Source organism: Ligilactobacillus ruminis DSM 20403 = NBRC 102161 (assembly GCF_900113455.1).
Lineage (GTDB): Bacteria > Bacillota > Bacilli > Lactobacillales > Lactobacillaceae > Ligilactobacillus > Ligilactobacillus ruminis.
Genome location: NZ_FOPI01000010.1, coordinates 40,183 through 66,092, shown reverse-complemented (window position 1 = coordinate 66,092; position 25,910 = coordinate 40,183). Strand labels below are relative to the sequence as shown.

Sequence of the window (25,910 nt, the reverse complement as noted above, 5' to 3'; positions counted from 1 at the left end):
CCCTCTTGTAAATCGATCACTGATCAAATATGTCTCCAAAAGATATTTCACTAGCATGGTTATGAGGATATCGTTCTTCTTCAGGTGGCATTTGCATATAGTCTTTGCCGTATGAAATGATCAACTGTTCTTTAAAATATTTTGTAGCTAAAAATCTATGTCCCTCAAATTCTAGCTCACATAAATCATCATATAATTTGTTGGGATACCCGAAAAACGCATTACCATCAATCCCCCATGTATAGACTCTTGACAGTTCCGTATCCTTTGCATTGTATTTCTTTTGAATTCTGTCCAGCCTGTCAAACAACCTGTCTTTAGGAATCAGATCCATCATTCTGTAAAACAACCTTTTAAACCAACTATATGAAGTATATTTAAATATTTTCGAATTGAGTGCATTTCTGATAACATAAAGTTCAAACTTATTCAATATCCTTTCCATTGTTCCATCGGGAATATTGTCAAATATGAACAAGTCCATAAAAATACCACCATGTTGTTTTATGTTCCTCTGACCAGTTCTCTCAAATACGGTATTCTCTCTCCTTAATTTGCTATACCCGAACAAATAATAAGGATCGGTTCGATGCTCTTGTAAAAAGAATCTTGAAGTATCCAAGTCCTTTTTGCATGCTTCAAAAAATTTCTCATACTCATCTCGCTTAAAAACAACGTCGCAATCATCATCCCATGGGATAAAACCACCGTTTCTTACAGCTCCTAAAAGCGTTCCGCACATGATTGAATAATTGATATTATTTTTTCGACAAATTCGGTCAACTTCAATCAGCATCTCCAATTCAACTTTCTGTAATTTTTCCAATACGTCTTTGGTAATTTCAAAATTTTCCGTCATCAGTTTTCATCCTCTTGACACATTTTTTCTAGTATATAGTTGTTTATTTTGGATCCGCTATTCTCTAAATCAAGATGTTTTCCATATTTCAATTCATCATTGCTAGCGATAATGTCAACAATATTCTCAAGGGAATAATCAGGTTCACTGACAACGTTGTTTTCTTTTAGCTCATTTAAAATATTTTCTGCACTACACTTAGAAACAAAATTTGTTAATCTGGGAGCATCTTCCAAAACAATCTTTCCAGTATATTTATAAAGCTCAGTCAAACTTGACGTCTTGTAACCATAGCACATATCAGACCAAAACACTGAATAATGCATGCTCGCATTAGTATCAAGCACCCCGTAACTGCTATTTATAAATTCACTCATTATCTCATCGTATTCATCCACCAAATAGGGCAACATAGATACTAAAGACTGCCTCATCAAAGGATGCGGTCTCCAAATAACAAAAGCTTTCTCGCTGTTCTCTTTAAAAAAGGCCAATGTCTCTTTAACTTTATCAAATGTCTTGGATTTAAAAATTTCATCTAACGTTGTATTATATAAAACGTTAACTCGTAATCTTGCTACTTTGCCATTCCATTCATATGGCAGTTTGACATTATTCAATGAAACGACTTTATCTACTTCAGGACTCCCAAGATTAATAAGCTTATTCTCCATAATATTTCGGATTTCTATCGTTTCCAATCCAAGCTCCTTGGCATATTCCGGAAATGACTCTATGCACCTTCTTACCGCATCATCTGAACTCTGTACGGTATAGTCTGCGTAATACATTGCTGATTTAAACGATGTCGAAGATACGCCGTCAACCCACTTGTAATATGGAATATATACAAGCTTTTCACAATATTTCTTCAGATTCCAGGAATAATATCTGCTTTCAACACGTGTAACAAGATTAGTATCATCATAAGGATTGTGAATGTAAATAATATCCGGCCGGTCATTCTCCAAGTCATATTCTTCATCATTGACAACCGGGACATATTCAGGGAATTCTTCACGCTCATTAACCCTTTTTGCGGGATTCCTGTTGCTGTCCAATTCATAATATGTAATCGGAACGACAACTGCCTCACAACGTTTATCCTTGTCCGCAGCCATCCAGACACTTTCCAGGGAATCCCACATTGAAGCTTTATAAGGCATAAAAACAACCTTATAAATAACACTCTTAGAAATCAATTCTTTTAATCTCTTCGAAATTTCCGCAGCATCTCCAAGATTGATCTTGCTTACCGACTCTTTAAACTTGTCCAATAATTCAAGATATTCTTTGTTCTCAACGCCGTCTGCGCATTCTTCCAAAACAGCCAGATTATCGCTGCACAACTTGTTGATTTTTGCTGAAATGTAACTGCTTCCTTTGAAATTTTGAAACATCTTCAAGCTGGATAATATATCGTCCACGCATTTTAGCAATTTTTCCGATGTTTTCTTTCTCATATACAAAAGCCCTCCCTGATCTGCGTTTAAATCAAACCGCGTCCTTGCATGTCTTTAAATGCATCAATAAGTTTGTCGTTATCTTTAAACGTTAAGCACCCAATATGTCCAACACGAAAGACTTTTTCTGAAAGTTCACCGCCATTTGGGCAAACCCAGATTCCGTATTCATTCTTAAGTCGTTTGAAAATCTCGTACGCTGAAACATTTAAAGGATGGAGCGGAGTAACCGCATTTGAAAGTGATTTTGAAGTAATTTCAAAAGGCAAAGATTCGATTTTTTCTCTAAAATCTTTTGCAATTGCCGCCGTATGAATAATTTCCTGATCCACGCCGCCGTTTTTTTCGATTTGCTTTAATCTATCATTAATTTGCAATAAAATTCCAACCGCAGGAGTAAAGGGTGTTTGTCCCCGTTCACCATTTTTAAGAGCTGATTTTAAATCAAAATACATGCTTTCAACTTCTTTTGAGTAAACACGTTCTACAGCTTTTGGACTTAAAACAATCATTGACACTCCAGGAGGGCATGCGAGGGCTTTTTGTGATCCAGTTATCATGACTTGAACATTTAGTTTATCCATGTCAAATTCGTCGCATAGAAACGAGCTGATTGAATCAACGACTAAAAACAAGTTGTTTCGTTTGCAAAAATCACTGATAACACCAATGTCGTACAATACTCCCTTTGATGTTTCATCCAAATTGACCAAAAATCCGGTAAAACCTTTGTTATCAAAATTTGAAAGCTGTTCTTCCGTTACGCTGTACCCTTCTTTCGGAATGACAGTTTCATAAGGAATATGATGAACCTCGCACAATTGAACGAAACGATGACCAAAGCTTCCCCCATCAACGATCAACACTTTATCATGCCCATCAAAAACATTCATCACTGCCGCTTCCATTGCAGCGGTTCCTGAACCAGTAATGAAAACCGTCCGTGAATCGGTTGGCGCTTTAGCAAATTTACTCATTAGTTTTTCGTTCTCAAACATAACTTCTGAAAATTCTGATGTTCTAAAATATGGAATTTGCTGTCCGCCTATTTCCAAAATTTCTTTGCTACTCATTACCGGACCAACTGTAAAATTAATCAAAAGAAAACACCTCCTGAATACCGTTACTTCATTTTAATTTTGGCAGCCTTAATCGCAAAATCATATATCTTCTTGCCATCAGTCAGCTTTATCACGTTTTTCTCTTCATTTTTGTGATATTTCATGGAAAAATCAATCAGATTACCCAATCCGTAGTCTTTTTCTCTGATTACCTGACAATTAGAAACATTTGCTTTCAGAACTTCTTCGTCATATATTCCGTCAGACTCAAAATTAGTCTTCTCACCGATTTCAAGCATGATGGTCGGCTTTTTTGTGACTCGATAAAGTTCAATCATGCTGCCATATTTTCCCATGAAAGCATCAGACCATGCAATTGCTGTATGCATGTCGTTCGTGTCGTCAAAGATACAATTGTCAAGATTTTTGCAACAATCGACCAACTTAACATATGTCGGAATCAACTCCGGACACATCTTTCTGAGCGTAGGCTTAATAAACGGATGAGGACGCCAAATCAATGCAATATCATCACGTTTTTCAAAGAAATCAATAACGTCTCCAATTTTATCCAACGTCTTCTCTCTTTGTTTAAGCAATATTTCAAGGGTTGTATCCAACAAAATTGTGAACTTTTTATTGTCCGATTCATCAAATATTTTTTCTTTCCAATCATCCCTCAACGGATATTCAGATTTTTCCAGACTCCTTATTTTGTCATATTTAGGATTGCCCAACACTACAAACTTATTGCCGTTGTCATAAAAAGCAATCAAATCATTGAGATCATCGTCAGATTTTTTGTAATCGCTCAAAATTTGCTCAAATTGTTTTTTATACCATTCCGACTGCATTATCACATAATCTGAATAAAACTCAGCTCCACCCATGGTGACCATAACTTTCTTATCTTCCGTATAAGATACGTAATACGGCACGTAAATCACGACTCGATCTTTGCACACCAATTTGTTTGTATAATATTTTGGATGAATGCTTGTTACCCGATTATTTCCATCATACGGATTATGGATAAAAATAACATCTGGATCTATTTCATCAACCTGATTGTCTTGCCATGAAATGATTCCTATATCATCCGGATACGATCCCGATTCATCATGAATTTCAGTAAAATTGCCTTCTTGATCTTTATCATAGTATGGAATAGGCATCACATAGGCTTCACAATTTTCGTCTTCTTTGGCTGCTTCAAAGATACTTGCAAAAGAATCCCACATGGAATACTTATATGGCAAAAACAAAACGCGATAAATTTCGTTTTCCTCTTGAATTTGCTGAAAAAATACGTCAAGCGCTTTTTTGATTAAGTCCGCATCATACTCCGGTGAATTAATCAATTTCTTGTATTCTCCCAATGCTTCATCTTCTTCAAACGAACAATCGGATATGTCAATCTCATCAACCAATTTATTACATTCACGCAAAATTTTATCAAACAAATACTTGCTTGAGCCTCTGAATTTTTCCAAAGTTTCGTTGTATTCAACCAGTTTATCAACTGTTTTGAGTATTTTCTGCTTAACTTTTGCTCTCATAACTATTCATCACTCTGTTTATACAAAATCTGCCAGTCTCCCACAACTTTTCTCGGCTCATAATCGCTGAGCGGCATTTCCTCTGCCGTATGAATTGCCAGGGAACCGCCATCTTTTAAACGTTCAAGCAGCTTGAGCAACAACATTAAATCAAGCAATTTATCGTTGGTCTTTTCCATCACGATATAATCAAAGCGAGCATTCGGGAAACATTTGTCAAAGTCTTTATCCCAATCAGAAATGAATCGACTCTTTTTGGAAATTGTCCCAAGATCGCGCTCATAGGCTTCTTCTTCATTGAGACTATAGATATTTGTCCGAAGATTTTTTGATTCTTCTCTGACACGATCTTGAATCGCTAACAGATTGATTCCGAAGCTGCTGTTGATTCCTAAAATATCGACTCTTTTTTCCTTATTTTTAAAATCAAGTCCAGACAGCAAATCTTGATCAACATCTTGTTCAAGCATCGGGTTGATTCCCATGATTCGCTCAAATTGCTTGATTCCTTCCAAAACGATGTCTTCGTCCTTTTCTTTATGAACTCTGTATGCCAAAGCATCCCCAGCCTCATACAGAATTTTACCGTTTCTTCGACCAATCAAAGACATTGCCTTGCTTGAAAATTCCGTATATCGTTTTGCCATAAACGGGAAATATGCTCCAAGCATCGTCGGCATCAAGATTTCGCTTGATGGGGCTAAAACAACGTCCGTGTTCAATTCTGATTTTTGATGCCACAGATACTCATTGCTTTCGGTATCATCAAGTTTGTCTTCTTCAACGAATGCAGGACAGACGGCACCGATTTTTTTATCCGATGTCAAGCATTTCATCATGTTGGAAACTGCCGTTTTCGACAAAACGTTTTCTGTCGTCAAAAACAAGACGTCTTTGCCTTCAACCAGCTGATATATTACGCTTGGGGCATTTGTTTGATACTTATAGTTAATGACCTTGACATTCTTATCCGCAAGTCCATCGAAATACTTTGCAACTTTTTCCCCTGCACCGTCATTGAACAAAACGTATTCGCATCTCAATTCTTCAGGAACTGCTGCATTTAAGGATTTTAGGCATTTTTCAACTTGTTCGACCTCGGTATTTGCCATCACTGCAACAGACAAATCATAACGATAGCGACCTTTATTCGTTTCTGGTGCAGGATAAAACTCTTTCATCTGATTGTTGTAATATTCAAACATTGCGTCAGGATCAGGGAAGCATCCGCCCCAAAACAACAAATCAACGTATGTTTCACCGATTTCAGGAATCAGTTCATTTTTGATTATTCCGAGTTTTCTCTTTTTTTCGCTGATTTCACCAAGTTTTTCCAACGTGTCCAAAGCGTTGTCAACTAACAGATTACATTTTAGTGCTGGTTCTTCGACAACCAAACCGGTGACGTTTCCCTTGATTCCGATCAACAGTGCCTGCATCGTTTTAACGAAATCATCTAACCTTTCGTTATCATTTAAAACCATCGAATAAAGCTCGTAAGCTGCTTCGTTCAATGTCTCGATGCTTTCTAACAGTTTTTTCCCCATCTCTTTGTCTTTGATCATTTGATTTCCTCCGTACCATCAGTTTGCGTTAAATATATTGTCTGATAAAATTGTTAATTTTCTAATCCCTGTTTATGTAAAACTCTTAACCATTTTATGTAAATTAAATCATTAAGAATTCAAACATAATCTAAACAAAAGACGGAAGAAAAAAATCTTCCGCCCTTCTCTTATTTAGTAATCTGCTTCCAAGCATCGAGCAGCTCGTTCAACATCGTCAACGCAATTTCAAGATGATTTTTGTCTTTATGAATGTTAGCCTGAATCAATTCCTGCTCAACAACATCATATGTTGAAATCAGCTGTTGCGGAATGTCACCTTCAATTTCTTTATTAACGCTGAACTTTAATTCATCCACAATGTCTTGCGCATGAACGATTTCATTGTTTGCTGCTTCGATTTTTTTATCCTCGATTGCCATCTCAGCTTTCTTGATGCTTTTAATCGCACCCTCAATCAGCATTTCGATCAGCTTATTAGGAGAAGCACTCATCACCTGATTTCTCAGATAATCATTTTTATGACTAGCGTAAGGATTTGTCATCTCTTCCTCCTTGTTTAATAGTAAAGTTCAATTCTTGAAGAAAGTTCTTTATCGTCAACGTAACCTTTTGCCAACTGTTCTGCTTGAGTCAATCTTCCGATTTCACGCGATACGTCAACTTTTTGATCTTCAGTCCAAATCATTAATTCCTGATATTTGGCATTAATTTTGTCAACTAATTGAGCTTCGTCGGAACTTAATGCAGAAAAATCAAGCGCTTCTCTTCTCTCAAGAAGTTTTGCATTCTTTTGAATAACATCTTCAATTGAAGAAAGCTTTTTGTCGCATTCTTCAAGATTGTCAAGGACTGCTTGAAGAAAAGCCATCGTTTCTTTTTTATCCGCCATAAATCAACACCCTCTGACTGACTAACTATTTCTTGATGAGTTTTGAGACTGGAAGTAAGAAAATTGCGACTGCAAGTTTCCGATTGCTGCATCCAGATTGGTAAACATCGTGACGTAGCGTGCACGCTTTGTTGCAATCTGTTCCGTTATTCGTTCAATCTGCTTGTTGTAGTCCTTGATTTCACTTTGATACGATGACTTGCGCAAAGAAATGACGCCTTCGCTGCCTGACTTGGTTGAAGTATACTGATCAATTACTGCTTTGAAATCAGCCGTATAACCTGTCCCTGTCTTTTCTGTGGAATATTTATCAGAAGTATCCTTGAAGAAGAAGTCTTTAACCGAATTAGGATCTTTTGCAAGCTGTGCTTTAAACTTCGTTTCGTCAAGCGATAACGTTCCGTTTCGATCAACGCTCAGTCCAAGCGTTGATGCACTGACGCCATTGACTGACTTACCGCCTAGAACCATGCTTTGCAGCTTCGATTGAAGCGAAATCAAAGTTGAATCCCCGGCCAAAGCACCAGTCGTATTGTCAGATTTGGAAGGATCGCCAACGTCCATCTTCTCGCTAAGAAAACTCATAACGCTGTTATACTGGCTGACGAAATCTTTGACGGCAGATAATTCCTTATCCGTATCATTCGTCAAACCAAGCGTAATCGTTTTAGAGGCATCAGCTTTTTTGAAATTAAGCGTAACACCATCGACAACGTCAGTCGGACTGTTGCTGTTTCTTGTCATGTCAATGCCATCCAGCGTGAACTCTGCACTCTGTCCCTTCGTCCTCTTCACGACATTATCAGCGAATCCTAGCTTGTCCTTGAGGTCACCGCCGATTGTCAATTTCCTGTCACCCATCTCCTCCGATGTGACGACAAGCTGGTTGTTGACAATCGTAGCCTTGAGCCCGGCACTCTTTGTTCCTTCCTTGTCTGAAGGATCCTTGGCATTATTGATGGCATTTGCGATGTCTTTTAAAGAATCCGTAGCTTTAATATCTAATTCAATCGTCTTAGATTCGCTTCCGTCGGCTGACGCATTCGTAATCGTCAGCTTGCCGCTATAACCTAACGCATCTTTAGTCGAAATTTTAGTCGTCCCGTCTGCCTTTGAAACAACGTCGCCCGTAATTTTACTTGCAGTTGCAAGCTGCTTAACAACAAGGTCGTATGAACCTTCCATTGAATCTGAAGTTCCTGAAATAGTTGCTATCGTATCATCGCTTGAAGTGACCTTTTTCGTTTGATAAGTAGCTTCATCCTGCAAAACATCAAGCTTGCTTGTTAAATTGCTTAAACGCGTACTGATGTCGGTCCATGCTTGAGACTTGGTATTAATCTTGTCAATCTTGTTTTGAATAACGGTCTTTCTGAGTTCGTCTGATTGAAGCAATTGATCAATTGTATCAGAAGTAATCCCGGTATATTGACCCATATAGCTTGAAGAACTGATGGATCCTGCCGTTGTAGAAGTCGTAATGCTGCTCATGATATTCACTATCCTTTCTTATCTATTGCAATTCCCATTTCATCCCAAATTCTGCCGATCATGTCAAGCATCTTTTTGGAAGGAATTTCCTTGATGACTTTTTTAGTTGTCTTATCTACCATTTCAACGTAAATTCGATGCGTTCTTTGATGCATCTTGAATTCCAGATTGATATTTTTATTCGTCAATCTGTCATTCATTTTCTCAAGTTCTTCGCTGATTTGTTCCTTGAACAAGTCCATTTCCTCATCCAGATTCATATCATCAGAACTATCTGACTGAACGTTTTTGGCTTGTTGTTTCTGCTTGGATGTTTCATAGCCGTTCAAATGTTCTTGATCGCGACTGACATTCGTTTTGATTGAATTCTCAGCAGGATTATAGACGTTGGTATTTATTTTTTGAACACGATCAACCCCGGACATTGGTTGAAGCGGCTGAATTCCTTGCGTTCCATCTAAGTTCATATTCTTACCCTCTTTCAACATAACCTGAGCAGTGCTGGACACGACTCCGAATCCTTTTACCACTCTTTTATATCGACAAAACATGAGGGATTTTTAATGCTTGATTTTTTAAATTTTCACAAAAACGCCAAAAAACAAGCGAGGAAAGTTTACATAATTGTGATTTATGACTGACATAATTTTTCAAGCGTTGCCAAGTCAGGATCTTCCGGAGTTATTTGTTTCAATTCATTCAATAAGCCAGCTGCAACTTCATTTTGACCTTGGGAAATCAATGCTACGATCTGTGATTTGACCTGATTGCCAAGTCTTGCCATTTCATTATTTACCGCTACACGCTTTCTTTGCTCGAGTTCAATTGATTGAATTATCCGCTTAATCAAAGATTCGGAATATTTGAAAACTTCAAGAGCTTCCTGAAGATACGTCAAGCATTCTTTCAAATGATTATCTTTCTTAAGTTTCAATGCCTTTCCAAATAAAATGGCAAATCTTACTTCCGATGGCAGCAATTCTGATGCGGAGTCACAAAGTTCGGGCAAATAAATATTGTTAGCGTATTCAAGCATATTTTGGCAATATTTCTCGCTTTCGTCCATAACTTTGGACAAAGCCATTGATTCTTGAAAAATATAACGTTTTCTAAGATTAGCCAACAGATAGTTTCTTTGCACTGTACTTTCCCAAACGGATTCGATCCTTGATGCAAATCCAGGAATTCCATCAAGATGCATCGATTCTTTCGTGACAATTGCACTGACCGATTTTGAAACATCTTCAAATGAAACATTTTCAACATACCTTTGTGGGGAATGTCCGTTTTCAACGCAAATTCTGATAAGATCTTCATTCGGATACTTGAATGTTATTCCATCGCACAATGAGTTCTTCAATTCATCATCTGAAACTTCTTTTCTGGCATGCTGCTTAATCCAAAGAGAGTCGCTTTTGGCATCTATCATCTCAATCATCTGATCAAATTTCTCTTGAGCAGTATCGGATTCAATTCCGATATCGATTCGATCAAGTTGTTTTACAAATTCATCACTTAAGATTCCGTCAGTCACGAAATTTTCACTCAAAAATTCTACAATTGCATTATCTTCCTCATTAATCGCATATTTCAAACTTGAAGCTAAAACATTGCTCCTTTTTTCATCAAAAATATTCCAAGGAACATCCAGAATCATCTTCTTGATTTCTTCATACGCATCCTGACTTTCTTTTGAACAAAGATTAAAATACATCTCGACAGCATCATACATTGTATCCTTGCTGATATCATGGCCAAAGAAATAGGATATTTCTTCCGAATTTCGGTTATTTTTCTCGCAATACTCAACCGCATCAAAGTAAATGTGAATCCATTTGCTTGCTTTTTCAATGCCGATTTCATTTAAATCTCGACTGAGTTCAAATTTAGCTGCTACCCCTCTGAAAAAGGGATTCTTAACATGTTCCAAAAACACATCCACATTAACATCTAGATCAGACCACATTTTTAGACGAGCATATCCACGCATTCTGTAAAGAAAAATTTCGATCCAATCAGTAATATTCCAATCATCAAGCTCACGGCTTTTTAGAGTAGAAATAGCCCTTTCTGAAAATTTAAGCATTTCTTTTTCATCATCACCTGCACCAGCTATTTGTTGAAGCCACAGATGGAAGTTCCCAGGATTTTTTTCAAGCTCTTTATTCATAATTTGCTGATTGCGTTTGGCTTTCTTATTGCTTAGCTTTCCGATATAGCCGACGTGATGCACAAACGTTTCTTTGAGATAATATTCGTTTCTGTAGACAATCCCCTTTAACAGCTCATGAACTGGATCAACGAATTTAGACCCTGGAACTATTGCACTGATTCTTGAGAATTTATTGCTGACATAATCAATTTGGGATGCAGAAGTATAACTATGTTCCATCATTGAAATGCGATCATAATTTTCGTAAAGCTCTGGTTTGGAGAAAAAATCGATCAGCGGACCTGCATCATCAAACCATTCATCATCATCCAGATATATCAGCCACTTTCCACGTGCTTCCTTAAGGCCGGCATTTCTTGCCACCGCAAAGTCGTCACACCATTCAAAATGAACTATCTTATCGGCATATTTTCTTGCAACGTCAATTGATCCGTCTGATTTTTCATCACCTACGGTATCAACAGCAATAAACTCACTTGGAATTTGTTCCAACAATGGTCTGAACGATTCAAAGCACTTTTCAACCGTATCGATTCGGTTCGAAACCAGCATCGAAATCGTTACCAGACATTCTGTCGTATTTACTCTGGAAAAGAACTTTTTCTTAGGTAATTCTTCAACCCATGTCTCCAAACTAATCACCTCTTCTTTTACTGTATCGAAAAAAAGCCGGCATCCTTAAAGGAGGATACCAGCTTTTTCTAAGTTATTTCAAGTTATCTTCAATTTTAGCCTTGAAGCAAGCTCAAAACTGAGTTTGGCATTGCGTTTGCTTGCGCAAGCATTGATGTTGCAGCTTGAGAAAGAATGTTGCTCTTCGTGAACGTCATCATTTCTTCAGCCATGTCAACGTCACGGATACGTGAGTTGGCATCTGCCAAGTTTTCGTTCGTTGCCGTCAGGTTGTTGATCGTATGTTCCAAACGGTTTTGAACGGCACCAAGATCGGCACGTTGATCTGAAACAGTTGCGATAGCTTTATCAATCTTGCTGATCATGCCACCTGCCATACGAACATTTGTAGCATCGGCATTGATTTGGAACGTTGCATCTGTCGATCCAAGCAACGTCGTACCATCCATCGCACCAATTGTAACCGTCAACGTTTGATTTTCATTTGCACCAATTTGGAATGTGAATGCATTGTTTGCTTTACCCAACAAGTTCTTCGTGTTGAATTCAGTTGTATTAGCAATACGAGTAAGTTCTTGATGAAGAGCCTTTAATTCCTTGTTGATGGAACCACGATCTGTTGCTGTCAACGTATCGTTTGCGCCTTGAACTACCAAATCACGCATACGTCCAAGAATGCTGTGAGTTTCGTTCAAAGCACCTTCGGCTGTTTGTACCAAAGAGATGCCGTCTTGGGCATTGCGCTTTGCCTGTGTCAAACCACCGATTTGTGACTTCATCTTTTCTGAAATTGCCAAACCTGCAGCGTCATCGCCGGCCTTGTTGATACGCAAACCTGATGAAAGTTTTGCCAATGAGTTTGATTTTGCGGTATTTGCAGCTGTCAAACGGCTGTATGTGTTCATAGCTGCGACGTTTGTGTTAATACGCATGTTAAATTCCTCCATTTCTTTTGTATCATTAACTGATTACATGATTATATATCGTCAGCATCTCAGATCTTTTAAGCTGTTTCTTAAAATTTTTCGCAAAAAAAAAAAAAAACGCCGTCCAAAACGGACGGCAGCTTTAGCGTAATCAGTTAATAACATTCATGCCTGATCAAAACGAAGCTTCACGCTTGAACCGACGTCTGAACCAGCGCATGATTAAAGAGGATTCTTTCATAAGCATCTTATATTCGAAAGATGAGGCGTTCGGATTTTCAATCCCGGATTCGCGGAGCAGATCCAAGACAACAGGTTGGCTGTCGCCAGCAGTCAAAACAATGTCCAGACGACTGAGACGCTTTTCTTCATCGTATTCTTCGACCAAGCGATAATTGAAGTTTTCCTTATTATCTGCAATTACGGAGAAGAAAGCAGCATCTTCCCGTTCCGCTCCGAAGATTGAAACGGCTGGCTGCGAGATGAAGTAATAACGCCCGAAGCATAAATCGCATGCTTGCGCCAGAACGCTCTCCTTAACTTTTGTACCCGTTTTCATACCTTTGACCTCATTTCCTTTTGATGATTATCGAGCAGAGACCCCCATCGCTGCTCATCTAATATTTTACATAACTTAATTAAAAAATTCCAGTATTTTTTCACATTTCATTCTATTTTTTATCAAATATTTCACAAGCCATCCGTCTGATGTTGTTGCGCGCACGATAAACTTTGGTGTGCGTCTGTTTCAGATGCCGCGAAATCTCCATTTCGGTGTATCCTTTCAATTTATATTCAAGATATTCGCGTTCAAAATCGTTGCATCTTCTGAACAGTTCGCTTAACTGATCCCTGATGGTGACCAGTGTTTCAGCATCAACGTCATTGTCAGGAAGCTTGGCAAAATAATCATTGGACGTTTCATCGACGACATCCGTTCTGTGTTCTTCTTCACGCTTCTTTCTTCTCAATTCGTCTAAAATCCCCCATTTTATCTTTTGATACAAATATGCGTTAATCCTGTTTTCTTCTGCGTCAGGATCCCTGTTCATTAATTCGACGTAGCCTTTGACGAACAAAATCATCCCCAACACGACGTAATCATCATAACTGCTTGAATACCTGCTTATGCCGAAGCGCTTGATGATTCCGTAAATCATCCCTTCATGATTTTTTTCTTTCATATATTCGACTGCTTCTTCTTCATGTTCTCCCATAAACATCCCCCGTTTTTCAAGATAGTTGTTATTTTAAGGGACTCTTTGATCTGAATAAACCTGTAATCTCATTTTGGCGCATTTTTTTAAACAAGCTGTTTTTAACCGAAAACGGTTGTCATTCGTGTTAAAAAGAGGCCTTTAGTTCACTTTGTTTGAAACGCGCCAAAAACTAATATTACATTTATGTTAAAATAAAGAAAAAACTTGATTTAATTTAAATTACATTTTAAACTGAACTTGTTCTTTTCCAAAAGAACGCCAAAATTTAACTGTTACTGGGGGAATTATATGAACAAAAAACAGGAATCAAACTGCGCTTGTTGTCAGGTAGTTGATTTTTCAAAAGACGGCTTCAAGCATTTGATGCGACATGCCGTGTTTGAAAGAGAAGCAAAGATCGATATTTGCAAAACCAATCTGATTCTGAACTTCAGGCCAAACGAGGATGAATACCCTGAATTTGCCAGGATCAATGCCATGCTCGTTGAAGCTGACCGCGTGATCGTTACTCAAAAACAGACCAAGCGCCTGATCAACGAATTGATCGAAGCGCAAGGAATCGGGCTTTTCGTCGACCGTGCCTGCCTTGGGCTTAAGCAAAAAAAGCGCATCGCTCCTTTGAGCTACGTGTGGGGGGAAATTGAGCTTATGCCGCTTGGCGGAACGTATCGTCATTCAACGAACTGGATCATGCTGAACAAGGTCAAACTAGACCTGCGTTCCGGTGAAAAAACGATGGCCGTCACGTTTTGCGACAGTCAAACATGCTATCTCTTGCCAACGTCACCGAAAATGTACTTTGAAAACAAGAAAAACTGCAGATATATCTATGAAAAAGAACACCAGGTCATCGGTGAAGTTTTGAACGCGTTTAATTTGAACAAAACGATTGAAATCTATGAGAAATTTTGCCAAACGGAATTTAACGAAGATGATACTCCGATTGCCGCGCTCAAGCAAAGCGCACGCAAGCTTTTGACGGATTCGATTTTAAAAATGCTTTTTAATGAAGAAGAAATCACTGAGATACTGTTTGCTGACGTCATGAACGGAATCAGCAGCAGGTACGATAAGCTTAATTCGTAGAAATGAAAAAAACTTGGAACTCGTTTGAGTCCCAAGTTTTTTCTTACATATAATCAAGTACCGTCGTCTGCATGATCTTCGTGCCCATCGCAAGCGTTGACTTGTAAGCAAGCATCTGGTTTTGATATTCCATGTACTTTTGCGCAATATCAATGTCCTGGCGCGTCGACAACGTGTTCTTCAGCGTTATCTTCTCGCTGTCATTGCGATCTTTGGCCGCATCGATCCGTTTTTCGATAGCCCCGATGCGAGTATTGTAGTTGACGATGTTGTTCTTGAACACGTCGACTTCGCCGAGCTTCTTCGACAAGTCTGCAATTGCTGCTTCGTCATGCTTGTCAAAGTCGGCAACGAGTTCGTTAAAGAACGTTCCCAAATCTTTTCCGGCACCTTGGGCGTTCATGACCGAATTGCCGTTAGTCAGCAGGTTAATCGAAACGCCGTTGGAAATTTCACGCGCAAGATTGGTTTCATCACCGTTATACTTCAAGCCGTTGACTTCGCCGTTTGCATCCTTAGTAATTTCAAACGGCGGTTCCGTCGTCTTCGATCCGCCAAAGATGTAGCGACCGTCGTAATTAGTGTTCATTGCGTCGACGACCGTGCCGATCTCCTGCTGAAGCTCAGATCTGTATGCCTTAAATTCGGCATCGGTCAAAGTCCCCGAGTTGTTGACGGCAACGATAATGTTGCGGATGTTGTTCATCGACCTCTCAACCAGCTGCAAAGCACCGTCCTGAGTCGTCGTCCAGTCCTTGGCATCGCTGATCGTCGTTGCGTATGAACTGTTTTGTGAAATAGACACGTTCAAGTCAAGAATCTTCGAAACAAGCAACGGATTGTCGGAAGCCTTGTTGACTTCCTTCAGACTTGCCAGCTGATTCATCGTACTTTGAACCTTGTTTGTTGTTGTTGCCAGATTATTCAAGAAATCGGCATTAACCATGTTAGTCGAAATTCGCATCTAAATCACACCCCCGTCTTGTTGACAAGTGTATCGAGCATTTCTGCAATTACGCTCAGCACTCTGGTATTTGCCTGGAAGCCTTGTTGGAACTTGATCACGTCGGACATTTCTTCGTTGATGTTGACGCCTGACATTGATTCATTCTTGTTTTCCAGGTTGTTCAGGACAACCTTCTGTGCAGCAGCCATGTTGTCTGCCTTTTGCTTTGAGATCCCGTTTTTCGTCACGATATTGTTGAACGTTTCGGCAAACGTCTGACCGTCCTGGCTTTCTTTAAATTTCATCGTTGATTCGTTGTAAGCATCAAGATCGGCATCCCTGACCGGTGTCTTGAACTTCGTCTTCATTGCCCAGGAAACGGCCAACGCTCTGGAGCCGTCGCCGGCACTGCCCGTGCCGTCAAGCGCCTTTCCGGCCGGAATCTTTGAAGGATCCTTCGCAATAGCATCGTTGACCTTGAAGTCAAGCGCATATCTTGAAGGATCATTTCCCAACGTGAAGAATCCGTCAAGCTTGTTTTGTCCGCCGGTCATGACCATGTTGGTGACCTTGCCGATTTTTGCGATGAAGTCGTTCAATTCATCCATGTGTTCAAGGATTTCCTTGGCAGATTCCTGATAGCCGCCCATGTCGCCTTCTGACGTCTTGATTTCGGAATAAGCCGTGTTGCCAACATCATCTTTCTTCGTCAGCATGACCGTGCCGACTTCGGCCTGACGACCCAAAGCAACGTTTGCCTTTGATGAATCGCCACGATCGGAAACGAGCGCATTGCCGTTGGCATCAGTTCCGACAATGACGCTGAGAGTGTTGTGCGTTTCATTCTTGAAGTCAAGAATCGTTTGACCGTCAACGGAAAGCGTCGTGCGTCCGTATTCGTCAAATTCGGTATTGATGTTGACGAGACCGGAAATATCCTTCAACAGAGTATCGCGCTGATCAAGCAAATCGTTTGGCGTTTCGCCACGAGACGTCAACGTGAACACTTTCTTGTTGATGTCTGCCAATTGATCAATCTTTTCATTGAAATCAAGCACTGATTTTTGCAGATTCGAAATCGAATCCTTGTGCAGCTGATTAATCTGCGTTGCCATTTGGTGAATCGAATCAGCAAACGAGTTGGCATTTTCAACGACCAAAGTCTTGGAAGTCCCAAGTTCAGGGTTTTCTGCCAATTTTTGCCAACTGTCGGTCAAAGTGTTGAGTGCCTTGATCACGCCGTCGTCTGACGGTTCATGCAAAATATCTTCCAACTGACCGAGCGTGTCTGATTTTTGCGTATTGTAAGTATATTTAGAATTTGCTTCACGAATCTGAGAACGAACGAAATCGTCAACCACGCGTTCCACGCCGGTAACGTTAACGCCCGTTCCGATTGTTCCGGTTCCCGCAATCACGTATGGAGGCTTCGTCGTCATGTGGACACGTTGTCTTGAATAGCCATCCGTATTCGTGTTCGCAATATTATGTGCAGTTGTCTGAAGGGCAACCTGATTGGCAGTGATGCCGCTCGTGGCCGTGCCCAATGTGCCAAATAAACCTGACATGTTTTCTCCTCCTCTTAAGCCTGCTGATCAACCAGAGACACCGAACTTTCCCTTGGCATCTGATTGTACTTCGAATACGTTCCGCTTGGCTGTTTCAGATTGGCTTGAATCGCATCCATCAATGTCTTTTGAAAAGCAATTGCTTGATTCGTCAGCATCAGGTTGACTGATTGCAATTCCTGAATCTCATCAATCATTGCTTTTGTTTTATCAGAAACGGGACCGTCATAGTTTTCAAAAATCGGAATGAACTTCTCTTTTTGAGAAACCGTTTCGGTCACCTTTTCACCGTCATTTTTAATCAGATAGCGCTTTTCGCGCTTCAAAACAGCTTTGAATCTCGTTAAATTGCGTTGAAATTCGGCCTCGTTCATGTTTATGCCCTCTCTTCATCGACGGCATCAAGCATTTTATCAGCAATCTTTTCAGCTGATACTTGGTATGAGCCGTCGTTAATAGCGGCCTTCAAACGCGCAACCTTGTCGGTATCGATGCCTGAATGAGAAGACTGGACTTCAGCACGGCAAAGAAGCTTCTTTGCCGTGTATGAAAGATTGATCTTGTCATTTGAAGCATTGATTGCTTGACTTTGCTTGGCAACATTCTTAGAACCCTTAACGGTTGGTAAGTTCGTATATTCTGTATAACTTCTTTGGATCTTCATGGAAGTTCGCCTCCTTAAACGATTTTTCTGCTCAATATATTATATCGACAGGTAGAAAAAAAGTTAAACCTCAAAATTCGATTTTTTCAAAATAATGAATTTTTGGGGGAGGCAAAGCGAAATAAAATCCTTAAATAAAAAAGAAGCCGCTGACAGGCTCCTTTTTTATTTAGCGCATGTTATTGATTCTTTGGCTCTGTGACAAAATATTCGTGATGCGAACGCCAAAGTTGTCATTGATGACGACGACTTCGCCTTGAGCGATCAATTTGCCGTTGAGCAAAATATCAAGCGGCTCATCGGTCAGTTTCTCAAGTTCGATAACCGAACCGGTGTTGAAACTGAGAATCTCACGCACGGACTTCTTGCTTGTTCCGAGCACGACGCTCAAGTTAAGCGGAATATCCATCAACAGGTCAAGATTGTCGCCTTCGCCCTGTGCATGACCATCGAGCGTTTGGAACGAAGGCTGACTGACTTCAACAGGCGGCTGCTTCGGTTGCGGTGCCGGCTGTGGTGCCGGCTGAGGCTGAGCTTGCGGGGTCGGAGCAGCAGCCGGTGCCGTTTCAAGCTGCGGTGCGACCGGTGCCTTCTGCTCTTCTGCAGGAACCTCGCGATCGTTAACGACCGTTGCCTTGTCGGCCATCATTGCGGCCGCAATATCGTTGACCATTTTCTTCGTGAAAATCTGCATGATTTCACTTTCAATCAGTCCTTCAACGTCCAGATTGAACGAAATTCGATAGACGATGCTGTCGGGATTGATGCCGTCATAGCTGATGTTGTCCGGTTCTCCCCAAAGTTTGACCGTTGGCGGCAAAATATCGACCTTGCGATTGATCATCGTTGCCATGGAAGTTGAAGCAGAACCAATCATCTGGTTCATGGCTTCGGCAACGGCGCTTAATTCCAGATCCCCGAATTCGGCATCATCTTTGGCATTTCCGGGACCGCCCATCATCAAGTCGGCAATGATCGAAGCATCCCTGACCTGTAAAAGCATCAGGTTCGTCCCGATCACGCCTTCCTTATATTCAACCGTCGTTGCGACCTTAGGCGTTTTGATTCCTTCCATCAAAGAAGCGAATCTGATTTTCGTTACTCTTGGCGTCGTAATCGAAACGCGGTGATTAAGAATCGAAGAAAGTGTCGTTGCCGCCTGCGACATCGAGATGTTGCCGACTTCTCCAATCAGGTCCATTCGAGCCTGTTCGTCCATGCCGGCGATGATCTCATCGTCAACGTCAAGCGCTGCATCTTCCACGGCTTCTTTTTCAATCTCTGCTTCAGATTGTTCTTCCGTCTTTTCTTCTACTTTTTCTTCTTTGCTGTCATCTTCTGCTGCGGCTGAACCGCCATTCATCAATGCATCAATTTCTGCTTGTGATAAACCGTCGCTCATTGATCTTCTTCTCCTTCCATCTTATCCAGTAATTCGATTGCCAACTGTCCATCCTTTTGACCTGGCTTGACATAAAAGAATGGTTCACCTTCAATATAAGTTTCCAGCGGTGAAGTCGTCTTCTTATCCAGTCGAATGACATCCCCTGCTTCCAAGTTCAAGAAGTCCGCAAAACTCATTTGCGCATCGCCAAGTTTCGTCTCGATCACCATCTCGACGTTGTTCAATCCGCGTTTGATTTCAAGTGAATCATCTTCATTGTCGTCTTTGCTGGAATCAAACCAATTACGGATACTTAATTTGTCCAAAATACCTTCAAAGAAGACATATGGAATGCATAAGTTGATGAAAGTGCTGATTTCAAACACCTTGACTGTAAAGGTTACTAACACGACTGGTTCATTTGGCGACATTGCCTGTGAAAGCTGCGGATTCGTATCGATCGTGTCAAACTTCGAATTGAGCTCAACGATATCTTTCCATGACGTCTTGTAAACATTCACAATTTCCTTGAACAGTTCACGCATCAATGCCAAATCAATATCCGAAAACGATTCAAGCGAAGGAATCTTTTCGTCCGGATGCTGCGTCCTGACGTCGAGTCCCCCGCATAAAAGTTCAACCATCAAGCTGCATAACTGGGGATTAATTTCCAACAGCTGCGTACCTTTTAAAGGCTCGGAGTGGAACATCCCAAGCAAGGTCACTCTTGGAATCGAATGCATGAATTCGTCGTAGCTGATTTGTTCGATTGCGGCCAGATCAACGGACACATTCGTCCTGAGCTGAGTTGACAATACATTACCGGTCATCTTGGAAAAGTCCTCGAAGATCATGTGCAAGGTATTGATATATTCTTTTGAAAGGCGCGTTGGGCGTCTGAAGTCGTATTCTCTGACTTTAGGCGCATCGTTTTTTTCCTCTTCGATTGTATCTTCGCTGATCTCACCGGTGTTCATTGCGTTGAGAAGAGCGTCGATTTCTTCTTGCGACAGTACCTGATCCACATGTATCCTTCCTTTTCCGATTTAAATTCCTGATCAAACAACTAACTGCTGACTGTTTTTATGCCTTTGCCGTGTTTTCTTCAAAAATCATTTTTGAAACGTTGACGACATTGGCAACCTTGTCTTCGAACGAAACGACTCCGACGTAAGACGTCTGATCCGACTTCTCAGGCGGAAGCTCGATGTCTTCTTCGTTGATGTCGACGACTTCGCTGACTTCTTCGATCAGAAGTCCTTTTCGCTCTTCTTCATTTTCTTCATTTTTCATAATGAGGATGTTCATGCATTTTTCAGGAGAAGGAATCCCGATCAGCTCGGATAATCCGATTACGGTCATCACGTTGCCACGAAGGTTGATCAACCCCTTGACCCAGTTCGGAGCAAGCGGAACGTATGTAATCGGAACCGTATCGATGATTTCTTCAACCGACTTAGCTGAAATCAGATAATACTCATCGCTCATTTTGAACATGATCATCTGCATAATATCATCTCCAAATTATTAAGAAAGTGCTTTGTCCAAGGCCTGGATAACGCGTTCCGTATCGAACGGCTTAACGATGAAGTCAACGGCACCGGACTTGATTGCATCCATAACCATACCTTGCTGACCCATGGCACTGCACATAACGACTTTGGCGTTGGCATCTGCCTGCTTGATCATCTTCAAAGCTTGAAGTCCGTCAACTTCAGGCATCGTGATGTCCATCGTGACAAGATCCGGCTTTTCAGCTTGATACTTGTCAAAAGCTTCTTGACCGTTTTGTGCTTCGCCGGCTACTTCATAGCCGTTCTTTTCCAAAATGTCCTTCAATTTCATACGCATGAAGACCGCGTCGTCTACGATTAAAATTCTTTTTGCCACTGTAGTTATCTCCTCTCAAATTCCTAATGACTTAAACATTCTGTCAAGCATGCCGACTTCAGGTATCAAAAACAACGATGCATCCAACTTGTCATCCATATACAAGAACTCGTTTCTGATTACCATCACCTGCTCGTCATACTGATCCAACGCCATATATGCGCTTGAAATTACGGCACCGAAATAATCATATGAGGTTGCAGGCAACGAAGTAATCAGCTGGATGTTAAGCATCGTCCCGATTGCCCGAAGAAACGAGTTTGCCACGATGTTCGTCAGTTCGCTTACGGCTGAAGCCTTGACTTCTCTAGAAACTCCTTCGACATCGCTTCCCATCATCAGTCCGGCAAGCTTGTCTGCTGCAACGTCAGAAAGCACGAACAACAATGCTCCTTCAAAATCGCCCACGAATCGGCTTAAAATCGCATGCACTTCGACATCATCGGCTATCACGCGCTTGTATAAATCTCCGTATGACAAAATTTCCACGCTCGGAACCTTCATGTCGATTTTGCTGTTCACCATTTGCGAAATGCTCGTTGCAGCATTTCCGCCGCCGATATTCATGATTTCTTTCAGTCCGTCAAGTTCTAAATCAGTGTATCTCTTATCCATGGCAATGCCCCTTACTGTCGACTGTTGCAAATTGCATTTACGTCAAGAATCAAAGCAATTGAGCCGTTTCCAAGAATCGTTGCGCCCTGATACTTCTTGATCTTTTGAAGCATCGGATCGATCTTTTTGATCACGATTTCTTGCTGTCCGATCATTTTGTCAACCAGCACGCCGTAGTATTGCTTGCCGATCTTGACGATGATCGCATACTTCTTGTCGGATGAAGAAGACGGCACCTGAAGCAGCTTGTCCGTTCTGATGATCGGAATCAAGCCTTCCTGGAACTTGCATACTTCTTGATTGGAGGTTTGCATGATGTCTTTTTCGCGAACCATTACAACTCGTTCAACAACATCTAGCGGAATCGCAAAACTCTCCTTACCAATTTGTACCATTAAAGCTTGAATAATTGATAAAGTTAATGGTAATTTTATGATAAATGTCGTTCCGACATCAACTTTGCTGTCCATTTCGATGGATCCGCCAAGTTCAGCAATCTTTGCCTGAACGGCATCAAGACCAACACCGCGTCCTGAAATGTTCGTAATCTTCTTGGCAGTCGAGAATCCCGGGTGGAAGACAAGCATCTGAATCTCGCGATCGGTCATTCCCGTCGTATCGATGCCCTTCTTTTCAGCACTTGCCTTGATGATTTCAGGTTTCAATCCCTTGCCATCGTCAGACAGCGTGATCAAAACCTTGTTGCCTTCTTGATAAGCTGCAAGGGTAATCGTCCCGACTTCAGGCTTGCCGAGCTTCTTTCTTGTTTCAGGATCTTCAATGCCGTGATCCGCTGAATTCCTTAGCAAGTGAATCAACGGTTCTGAAAGTTCAGAAACGACCGTCTTGTCCAATTCCGTTTCTTCACCGATGATTTCAAGCTTCATTTCCTTGTTCAACTGGTTGGACAAGTCGCGCACCATGCGCGGGAAACGAGAGAAGACGACGCTGACTTGTTGCATGCGGATCTTCAGCACAAGATCCTGCAGTTCTGAAGTCAGTCGTGAAACCTGTTCCAGGGAATCGCGAATCTCGTCGATGCTTTCGCGGTTCGTTGCATCTTCCAGTTGATTGCGGTAGACCACGATTTCTGAAACGAGGTTCAGGAAACGGTCAAGCCTTGTCAGATCGACACGAATCATCTGATTCTTGGCCTTGTGCGCCGTTGCCTGAGTTTTGGCTGCAGGCTTCCCTGCAGCCGGCTTCTTTTCTTCGGCAGGTTTTGCTTCTGCCTTCTTTTCTTCTGTTTCAGACTTTTCTTCGGCTTTTTCTTCTTCAGCAGCGGGTTCCTTGAATTCCTCAACGATATAGCTGTCGATTTCCGTATTTGATTCGATGATATGCTTGACGTCGTCAACGCTGTCCTTGGTCAGATAAATCATTCTGAAATCAGTATCGAAATCTCCGTCTTCAAGCAAGTCAGCTGAAGGTTCCGTCCTGATGATCTCGCCGTCTTTTTCGAGATGTTCCGTAATCAGGAACACGCGCGGACCTTTGAGCATCGTATCCTTGTCGAGACGGATCGCGATCGCATAAACGTTCATCCCATCGGCTTTGGCACCATTGACAACGTCCGTATCGGCATCGTCATAATATTCGAATTTCGTTGACAAGGCTCCTTCGTCATGTTTCTCAACCGGAGCAGGTGATTCGGCTTCGGGTTCGCCTGCGCCCGCAGATGACTCGACGCGGTCAAGCTCGTTCCAAAGATCCGTAATTTGGCTTTCTTCAAGCTCTTTATCGTCGCGCAAATCGTCAACAAGTTCCTGCAACTTGTCCAAGCACTTGAAAACAAGCGAGATATGATCCGTGTTGACCTTCATTTTGCCAGTTTTGAAAAGGTCGAGCATGTCTTCCATTTTATGCGTAAGTTTGGTCATAACGTCATATCCCATCGTTGCGGACATGCCTTTTAAGGTATGTGCAACGCGGAAGATGCTGTTGATCAGGTCAATGTTGTCCGGTTCCTGTTCAAGTTCAAGAATACTGTCATTTAATGTTTGTAAATTATCATCACTTTCTTCAAAGAAGAGATCGCGATAAACACTGTTGTCATCAGCCATGAATTTTTTTCCTCCTTCTCTTCAGCTTATGCCTTTTGATAGATGAATGAAGCAACTTTCTTCAATCCAAACTGTTCGGGATTATTAATCGTTTCCGTTGCACCGGTGAAGAAAATTCCGCCCTTGTTGAGCGCATCAGCAAAATTTTGATAAACTTCGTCACGGGCATCAGGCTTGAAGTAGATTGTCACGTTCCGACACACAATCACGTCGCAGCGACTTTCGTAGCGATCCTTCAGCAAATCGTGTCGTTTGAAAGTAATTTTTTGTTTCAAACCAGGCTTTACTTCGTAATCGCCATCTTCTTTTTTTGAAAAATAATTGCTGATATCTGTTTTTGAAACGTTCTTAAGCTCGTGCAAAGAATATCTTCCGCTTTTCGCCTTGTCCAGGATAACCTTGTCGATATCCGTTGCGACGATCGAACCGTTGATTTTGTTTTTGTCAAGAATCATTGCGAGCGTGTACGGTTCAGCCCCGGTAGAGCAGGCTGCGCTCCAAATCTTTGGTCTTGACGTATTCTTTACCACAATTTTGTTCAAAACGTCTTCGAACTCGTCGAAAATGTCTTTGTTTCTGTAGAATTCAGTCACATTGATTGTCAAATGCTCGATAAACTCTTCGCGAGCCTTGCTGTCTTTTGAAAGAATCTTCGCATATTCTTCCAAAGTCTTGGCTCCCGTCGTCTGCATAATATTTCCGATTCGACGCTGCATTTGACGTTCCTTATATGCTTCCAAACGAATGCCCAAATTATCCTGCACCCATTTGTTGAAAAAATCAAAGTTCATTGCCATCTTGATCACCTAACAATCCGATTTACTTTAGTTGCAATCTCATCTAGTCCGAGGACTTCGTTTACGACGTCTTTTTCAATTGCGGCCCTCGGCATTCCGAAGACGACGCACGTTTCTTTGTTTTGCGCAAAATTATAACCACCGTTTTTAGCAATCTCGACCATTCCGTCAGCACCGTCATGGCCCATGCCGGTCAAGATGACCGCGACCAAATACTTGTGATAAGCCTTAGCTGCGCTTTTGAACAGATAGTCGACTGCAGGTCTGGTTCCGTGAAGCTTTGGTTCCTGATTCAAGTAAATCTTGATGCCGTCCGTCGTCATATGATAGTCGCCAGGAGCCAGATAAACCGTATTCGGCTCGACCATCATTCCATCCTGTGCTTCAACGACGTGCGGTCCGCATTCGGCATCGAGCCTTTCAGCAAATGATTTCGTAAATCCTTTCGGCATGTGCTGAACAATAAAAATCGGAACCTTGGATTTTCTCGGCAAAGCCTTTGCCACAGTCAAAAGCGATCTTGGCCCGCCGGTTGAAGAACCAATCACCAAAGCATGGACTCCGCGGTTGAGTTCCACATCCGTCTTCTTTTCTTTGAGCGCAACTTCCCGACGAAGTTTTTTGTCTCGTTCAATCGTCGGATGAAGACGCTCGTTTTTTTTCATCTGCGAGCCTTTGATCTTTCTTTCCAGATCTCGCGTCCAATCTCTTTCGATTGCAGTCAGGTTAACGGGCTTCGTTACGAAATCCGTTGCACCAAGTTCCAAAGCTTCGATCGTAATTTCCTTGTTGCTCAATGCGCTAAGCATAATAACCGGAGTTGAGTATTTCTGCTTGATTTGTTTTAAGGCTTCGATACCATTCATGATTGGCATTTCAATGTCCATCAGCACAAGATCGATGTCATCGTGGGCTGCCAAGTAATCAACCGCAGCCTTGCCGTTTCTGGCGATATCAGCCGGTTCAACGCCATTCATCTTTTTCAAAAGGTCAGTGATTACTTTGCGCATGAAAGCTGAATCATCAACTATTAATACTCTTATCAACGAGGTATC

General features: G+C 41.3%; 26 protein-coding genes. 1 reads left to right on the top strand and 25 read right to left on the bottom strand.

All coding sequences use genetic code 11. From position 1 onward, the window contains the following. Positions 1-16: 16 nt before the first annotated feature. From BMZ95_RS04150 to BMZ95_RS04090, 13 genes are all read right to left on the bottom strand, one after another. A complete protein-coding gene (locus BMZ95_RS04150; protein WP_046922364.1) occupies positions 17-859 on the bottom strand; it encodes a LicD family protein in 843 nt (280 codons plus the stop codon). After that, entirely contained in the window at positions 859-2,322 is a 1,464-nt protein-coding gene (locus BMZ95_RS04145; protein WP_046922365.1) for a hypothetical protein, read from the bottom strand. Before BMZ95_RS04145 ends, BMZ95_RS04150 begins: the two co-directional genes overlap by 1 nt. Positions 2,323-2,348: 26 nt before the next feature. Beyond that, on the bottom strand, positions 2,349-3,422 hold the full coding sequence (locus BMZ95_RS04140; RefSeq protein WP_046922366.1) for a pyridoxal-phosphate-dependent aminotransferase family protein: 1,074 nt from the start codon (positions 3,420-3,422) through the stop codon (positions 2,349-2,351). A 23-nt stretch (positions 3,423-3,445) separates the two neighbouring features. Further along, on the bottom strand, positions 3,446-4,942 hold the full coding sequence (locus tag BMZ95_RS04135; protein WP_046922367.1) for a hypothetical protein: 1,497 nt from the start codon (positions 4,940-4,942) through the stop codon (positions 3,446-3,448). Positions 4,943-4,944: 2 nt separating this feature from the next. Continuing rightward, complete coding sequence (locus tag BMZ95_RS04130) at positions 4,945-6,507, bottom strand: glycosyltransferase family 2 protein (RefSeq protein WP_046922368.1); 1,563 nt, start codon at positions 6,505-6,507, stop codon at positions 4,945-4,947. A 170-nt stretch (positions 6,508-6,677) separates the two neighbouring features. After that, entirely contained in the window at positions 6,678-7,052 is a 375-nt protein-coding gene (fliS, locus tag BMZ95_RS04125) for a flagellar export chaperone FliS (protein ID WP_014073957.1), read from the bottom strand. 14 nt (positions 7,053-7,066) lie between these two features. After that, the gene (locus BMZ95_RS04120) at positions 7,067-7,399 is read right to left on the bottom strand and encodes a hypothetical protein (protein ID WP_046922369.1); all 333 of its coding nucleotides are present in this window, start codon (positions 7,397-7,399) and stop codon (positions 7,067-7,069) included. A gap of 21 nt (positions 7,400-7,420) precedes the next feature. Beyond that, positions 7,421-8,890 (bottom strand): flagellar filament capping protein FliD, encoded by a 1,470-nt coding sequence (gene fliD / locus BMZ95_RS04115; RefSeq protein WP_225354918.1) that lies wholly within the window; start codon positions 8,888-8,890, stop codon positions 7,421-7,423. Between the two features lie 8 nt (positions 8,891-8,898). Next, on the bottom strand, positions 8,899-9,357 hold the full coding sequence (locus tag BMZ95_RS04110) for a flagellar protein FlaG (protein ID WP_143454950.1): 459 nt from the start codon (positions 9,355-9,357) through the stop codon (positions 8,899-8,901). Between the two features lie 164 nt (positions 9,358-9,521). Beyond that, the gene (locus BMZ95_RS04105; RefSeq protein ID WP_225354919.1) at positions 9,522-11,705 is read right to left on the bottom strand and encodes a glycosyltransferase; all 2,184 of its coding nucleotides are present in this window, start codon (positions 11,703-11,705) and stop codon (positions 9,522-9,524) included. An 86-nt stretch (positions 11,706-11,791) separates the two neighbouring features. Beyond that, positions 11,792-12,628, bottom strand: a complete 837-nt coding sequence (locus BMZ95_RS04100) for a flagellin N-terminal helical domain-containing protein (RefSeq protein WP_056990407.1) — start codon at positions 12,626-12,628, stop codon at positions 11,792-11,794. Positions 12,629-12,797: 169 nt separating this feature from the next. Next, the gene (locus tag BMZ95_RS04095) at positions 12,798-13,181 is read right to left on the bottom strand and encodes a hypothetical protein (RefSeq protein WP_046922488.1); all 384 of its coding nucleotides are present in this window, start codon (positions 13,179-13,181) and stop codon (positions 12,798-12,800) included. 112 nt (positions 13,182-13,293) lie between these two features. Beyond that, entirely contained in the window at positions 13,294-13,839 is a 546-nt protein-coding gene (locus tag BMZ95_RS04090; RefSeq protein ID WP_046922489.1) for a sigma-70 RNA polymerase sigma factor region 4 domain-containing protein, read from the bottom strand. Between the two features lie 291 nt (positions 13,840-14,130). Here BMZ95_RS04090 and BMZ95_RS04085 point away from each other — a divergent pair, with 291 nt between their 5' ends. Then, complete coding sequence (locus BMZ95_RS04085; RefSeq protein ID WP_046922490.1) at positions 14,131-14,928, top strand: hypothetical protein; 798 nt, start codon at positions 14,131-14,133, stop codon at positions 14,926-14,928. 43 nt (positions 14,929-14,971) lie between these two features. Here BMZ95_RS04085 and flgL read toward each other — a convergent pair whose 3' ends face one another. The 12 genes from flgL to BMZ95_RS04025 form a co-directional block, all read right to left on the bottom strand. Beyond that, a complete protein-coding gene (gene flgL / locus BMZ95_RS04080) occupies positions 14,972-15,892 on the bottom strand; it encodes a flagellar hook-associated protein FlgL (RefSeq protein ID WP_046922491.1) in 921 nt (306 codons plus the stop codon). Positions 15,893-15,897: 5 nt separating this feature from the next. Continuing rightward, positions 15,898-17,442 carry a flagellar hook-associated protein FlgK gene (gene flgK / locus BMZ95_RS04075; protein ID WP_046922492.1) on the bottom strand — a complete coding sequence of 515 codons (1,545 nt, stop codon included), beginning with the start codon at positions 17,440-17,442 and terminating at the stop codon, positions 15,898-15,900. 14 nt (positions 17,443-17,456) lie between these two features. Beyond that, a complete protein-coding gene (locus BMZ95_RS04070; protein WP_046922493.1) occupies positions 17,457-17,816 on the bottom strand; it encodes a flagellar motor switch protein in 360 nt (119 codons plus the stop codon). 2 nt (positions 17,817-17,818) lie between these two features. Beyond that, positions 17,819-18,106 carry a flagellar biosynthesis anti-sigma factor FlgM gene (flgM, locus tag BMZ95_RS04065; protein WP_014073970.1) on the bottom strand — a complete coding sequence of 96 codons (288 nt, stop codon included), beginning with the start codon at positions 18,104-18,106 and terminating at the stop codon, positions 17,819-17,821. A gap of 169 nt (positions 18,107-18,275) precedes the next feature. Further along, entirely contained in the window at positions 18,276-19,508 is a 1,233-nt protein-coding gene (fliY, locus tag BMZ95_RS04060; protein WP_046922494.1) for a flagellar motor switch phosphatase FliY, read from the bottom strand. Then, positions 19,505-20,515, bottom strand: coding sequence for a flagellar motor switch protein FliM (fliM, locus tag BMZ95_RS04055; RefSeq protein ID WP_014073972.1), 1,011 nt, complete (start codon positions 20,513-20,515; stop codon positions 19,505-19,507). Before fliM ends, fliY begins: the two co-directional genes overlap by 4 nt. Positions 20,516-20,573: 58 nt before the next feature. Next, positions 20,574-20,999, bottom strand: a complete 426-nt coding sequence (locus BMZ95_RS04050; RefSeq protein WP_003691832.1) for a chemotaxis protein CheW — start codon at positions 20,997-20,999, stop codon at positions 20,574-20,576. Positions 21,000-21,017: 18 nt separating this feature from the next. Beyond that, positions 21,018-21,380, bottom strand: coding sequence for a response regulator (locus BMZ95_RS04045; RefSeq protein ID WP_014073973.1), 363 nt, complete (start codon positions 21,378-21,380; stop codon positions 21,018-21,020). A gap of 15 nt (positions 21,381-21,395) precedes the next feature. Then, positions 21,396-21,995 carry a chemotaxis protein CheC gene (locus tag BMZ95_RS04040; RefSeq protein WP_046922495.1) on the bottom strand — a complete coding sequence of 200 codons (600 nt, stop codon included), beginning with the start codon at positions 21,993-21,995 and terminating at the stop codon, positions 21,396-21,398. 11 nt (positions 21,996-22,006) lie between these two features. Further along, a complete protein-coding gene (locus tag BMZ95_RS04035; RefSeq protein WP_046922496.1) occupies positions 22,007-24,058 on the bottom strand; it encodes a chemotaxis protein CheA in 2,052 nt (683 codons plus the stop codon). Between the two features lie 26 nt (positions 24,059-24,084). Beyond that, positions 24,085-24,855 carry a CheR family methyltransferase gene (locus BMZ95_RS04030; protein ID WP_046922497.1) on the bottom strand — a complete coding sequence of 257 codons (771 nt, stop codon included), beginning with the start codon at positions 24,853-24,855 and terminating at the stop codon, positions 24,085-24,087. A gap of 5 nt (positions 24,856-24,860) precedes the next feature. After that, positions 24,861-25,901, bottom strand: coding sequence for a protein-glutamate methylesterase/protein-glutamine glutaminase (locus BMZ95_RS04025; RefSeq protein ID WP_014073977.1), 1,041 nt, complete (start codon positions 25,899-25,901; stop codon positions 24,861-24,863). Between the last annotated feature and the right edge of the window lie 9 nt (positions 25,902-25,910).